The 3,654-nt window shown below is 66.5% G+C and carries 3 protein-coding genes and 1 pseudogene; 2 read left to right on the top strand and 2 right to left on the bottom strand.

Going from position 1 to position 3,654, the window contains the following annotated elements:
* Together WAN02_RS08310 and WAN02_RS08305 are read right to left on the bottom strand one after the other, a co-directional pair.
* Positions 1-294: pseudogene (locus tag WAN02_RS08310) on the bottom strand (leucyl aminopeptidase); the annotation flags it as partial.
* Between the two features lie 81 nt (positions 295-375).
* Positions 376-1,503, bottom strand: coding sequence for an adenylate/guanylate cyclase domain-containing protein (locus WAN02_RS08305; protein WP_422263678.1), 1,128 nt, complete (start codon positions 1,501-1,503; stop codon positions 376-378).
* Positions 1,504-1,518: 15 nt separating this feature from the next.
* On the opposite strand from WAN02_RS08305, the gene gcvT reads away from it, so the two are divergent.
* Both gcvT and WAN02_RS08295 read left to right on the top strand, forming a co-directional pair.
* Positions 1,519-2,616, top strand: a complete 1,098-nt coding sequence (gcvT, locus tag WAN02_RS08300; RefSeq protein WP_422263677.1) for a glycine cleavage system aminomethyltransferase GcvT — start codon at positions 1,519-1,521, stop codon at positions 2,614-2,616.
* Between the two features lie 22 nt (positions 2,617-2,638).
* The coding region (locus tag WAN02_RS08295) for a branched-chain amino acid aminotransferase (protein WP_422263676.1) at positions 2,639-3,654 on the top strand (1,016 nt) is incomplete at its 3' end.

Raw genomic sequence — 3,654 nt, 5'->3', positions numbered from 1 at the left:
GCCCAGCCCGACCGTCAGCACGCTGGCCACCGGTAGCGACTTCACCACCAGCCGGTGCACCTGCTCGGCGGCGCCGGTGGCGTTCAGCGCGCGCAAGCCGTCCTCGATTTCGGTGACCGCATCTTTCGACAGAAATGGTTCGGCAGCGACGACCGCCGCGCCCGGCTCGTCGTTGACGTCCTCGGGACCTGATGACACCACCGGAACGATCAACACCGCCGACTTCACGCCGCGGCGGGGCAGCGAAGAGGCGACCGAGACAGCGGGGGCCAGGTAACCAGGTTGAGTGCTCACGAAGACCAACCCTAACGATCCCGGGTGTGGGATGCCTGCCGATGACGCGGACACGTTGGTGGATCGACGCCGAGCGGCCGGTCAGGCCTCCGCCCGGCCCAGCTCATAAGCGATCACCGGAGCGTCGAAACCCTTGAGCTGCAATGGTTCCTGGACGACGGCAGGCCACTGCGGCAATTGCTCGTAGACCTCCTCGGCGGCCAGGATCTGTCCAGGCGCCGCCGCGGCCACCAACCGGGCGGCCAGGTTGACCGCGTTGCCGAAGTAATCACCGCTCAGAGCCAGGATCGGTCCGAAGCCCAGGCCGGCGCGGACTTGCAGCCCGGCCTCGTGCGCCCGGGGATGGTCGACGAGGTGCAGCGCCGCCACGGCCAGCCGTTCCGGGCTCGGGCTCACCCACATCACCGCGTCGCCGAGGAATTTCACCACCCGGCCGCCGTCGGCATGCACCACGTCGCTGACCGTGGCGCCGAACTCGGTGAGCAAACTCGATAATTCCGGGGGAGTGAGCAGTTGAGTCAATGCTGTGAAGCCGGACAGATCGGCAAATCCGACGCCGCACAACAGGCTCGCCGACGGGCCGCTGACGACGCCCTCGATGAACGTTCGCGTGCTGACCAGATGCTGGCGGTGGACGGCGTCGATCATCGCCCCCAGGCGGGGGACGAACTCTGCGGCCCCGCGGTAGACCTGCGCTGTGGTGAGTTCGTCGCCGGTCAGGCCGAGCCACATTTTGGGCTGACTCATCCGGATCATCGACGATATGGCGTCTGCCACCCGGGCGACGCTGGCTCCGAGGACCCGTAAGAAACCATCCGCGGCGTCGGGGCCCATCTGCATCCTCATCGCCACCCAGGTCGCCAAGCCGTCGACATCGGCCTGACTCAACGCCGGGGTATCCGGATCTGCGACGGTCAGGCCGAGCATCGCCCAGCCGTGTTCGACATCCGCCAAGCCGACACCGATCGACTCGGCCGCGGTCCGCAAGGTGTAGACCTGCGGACCGGACCGAAGCAGGGCGTCACCGGCGAGTCCGAAGAGGCGGCCGTTGCGTTCGGCCTCGGCCATCTCGTCCACCGTGAAACCGAGGCCCGCCAGGTACTCGAGCAGCCCGGCTCGCGAGCGTGGGTCAGCGATCCCCGCCGCCTGTATGGCGTCGAAGTCCAGGGGATCGACCACCTGGCCAAGTCTGCCAGTCGCGGCTCGCATTAGGGTGAAATGCCTATGAGCGACGACCTGTTGCATGGACCGCTGGACGACCGTCACCGCGCGAACGGCGCGAGCTTTGCCGAGTTCGGCGGATGGCTGATGCCGGTGTCATATGCCGGCACGGTCGCCGAGCACACTGCGACGCGCAATGCCGTTGGGCTGTTCGATGTCAGCCACCTGGGCAAGGCGTTGGTGCGCGGGCCCGGCGCCGCGCAGTTCGTCAACTCCGCACTGACCAACGACCTCAATCGAATTCAGCCGGGTAAGGCGCAATACACGTTGTGCTGCAACGAATCTGGCGGCGTGATCGATGACCTGATCGCCTACTACGTCAGTCCCGACGAAATGTTCCTGGTGCCCAACGCCGCCAATACCGCTGCCGTCGTCGCTGCCCTGAAAGATGCTGCGCCCGCAGGGCTGAGCATCACCGACGAGCATCGCGCCTACGCGGTGCTCGCCGTGCAGGGCCCACGGTCGACCGAGGTGCTCACCGAACTCGGCCTGCCAACCGACATGGACTACATGGGCTATGCCGACGCGACGCTCGAGGGCGTGCCGGTGCGGGTGTGCCGCAGCGGATACACCGGTGAGCACGGCTACGAGCTGCTGCCGCCCTGGGACTCCGCCGGAGTGGTCTTCGACGCGCTGCTGGCCGGGGTCACCCGCGCGGACGGACAGCTGGCCGGTCTGGGGGCGCGTGACACCCTGCGCACCGAGATGGGTTATCCGCTGCACGGCCACGAACTCTCCGCCGACATCTCGCCGCTGCAGGCCCGCTGCGGTTGGGCGATCGGCTGGAAGAAGGACGCGTTCTTCGGCCGCGACGCCCTGCTGGCCGAAAAGGAGGCCGGCCCACGGCGCCTGTTGCGGGGTCTGCGCGCGGTGGGTCGCGGTGTGCTGCGGCCAGACCTGAACGTTCTCGACGGCGACACCACGGTCGGGGTCACCACATCGGGCACGTTTTCGCCGACGCTGAAAGTCGGTATCGCGCTGGCGTTGATCGACGTCGACGCGGGCGTGGAGGACGGCCAGCACGTCACCGTCGACGTCCGCGGCCGCGGCGTCGAATGCGAAGTGGTGCGCCCACCGTTCGTCGATCCAAAAACTCGATAGCGCCCAGTTATACAATCGCCTGATGACCAGCGACGTCCTCGAGTTCACGGTGTTACGCACCGCAAACCCGTCTAGCGACGACGCCCGCCAGGCGATTCTGGCCGATCCCGGCTTCGGGAAATATCACACCGACCACATGGTGTCGATCGACTACGACGAGGGCCAGGGTTGGCACAATGCGCAGGTCTGCGCCTACGGTCCGATCGAATTGGATCCTTCGGCGATCGTGCTGCACTACGCACAGGAAATCTTCGAAGGGCTCAAGGCCTATCGCTGGGCGGACGGGTCGATCGTGTCGTTTCGCGCCGAAGCCAACGCCGCGCGGATGCAGTCTTCGGCGCGCCGGATCGCGATTCCCGAACTGCCCGAGGAGCTGTTCATCGAATCGCTGCGCCAACTGATCGCCGTCGACAACGAGTGGGTGCCGCCGGCCGGCGGCGAGGAGTCGTTGTATCTGCGCCCATTCGTGTTCGCCACCGAGCCCGGCTTGGGGGTACGGCCGGCAAAGCAATATCGCTACCTGGTGATCGGGTCACCGGCGGGAGCGTACTTCAAGAACGGGATCAAGCCCGTAACTGTCTGGATCTCAACGGATTACGTGCGTGCTAGCCCGGGTGGCACCGGCGCGGCGAAGTTCGGTGGCAACTATGCCGCCTCGCTGGTGGCGCAAGCCGAAGCCGCCGAGCACGGGTGCGAGCAGGTGGTCTGGCTGGACGCAGTGGAACGCCGCTTCATCGAAGAAATGGGCGGGATGAACCTCTTCTTCGTGTTCGGCAGCGGTGGATCGGCCCGCCTGGTCACCCCCGAGCTGTCCGGTTCGCTTTTGCCGGGTATCACCCGAGACTCACTGCTGCAGTTGGCAACCGACGCGGGGTTCGCGATCGAGGAACGCAAAATCGACGTCGACGAGTGGCAGAAGAAGGCCGCCGCCGGTGAGATCACCGAGGTGTTCGCCTGTGGCACTGCCGCGGTTATCACGCCGGTCTCGCAGGTGAAATACGGCGACACCGAATTCACCATCGGCGACGGCGAATCCGG

It is taken from the genome of Mycobacterium sp., from assembly GCF_049281135.1.
Classification (GTDB): Bacteria; Actinomycetota; Actinomycetes; order Mycobacteriales; family Mycobacteriaceae; genus Mycobacterium.
The sequence above is the reverse complement of the archived record's forward strand: the minus strand, read 5'-3'. Positions and strand labels throughout refer to the sequence as shown.

What these genes read in the sequence shown, in the direction of transcription:
- gcvT (WP_422263677.1), top strand. Translation starts at nt 1,519, where the DNA reads ATGAGCGACGACCTGTTGCATGGACCGCTGGACGACCGTCACCGCGCG.
- WAN02_RS08305 (WP_422263678.1), bottom strand. Translation starts at nt 1,503, where the DNA reads ATGCGAGCCGCGACTGGCAGACTTGGCCAGGTGGTCGATCCCCTGGAC.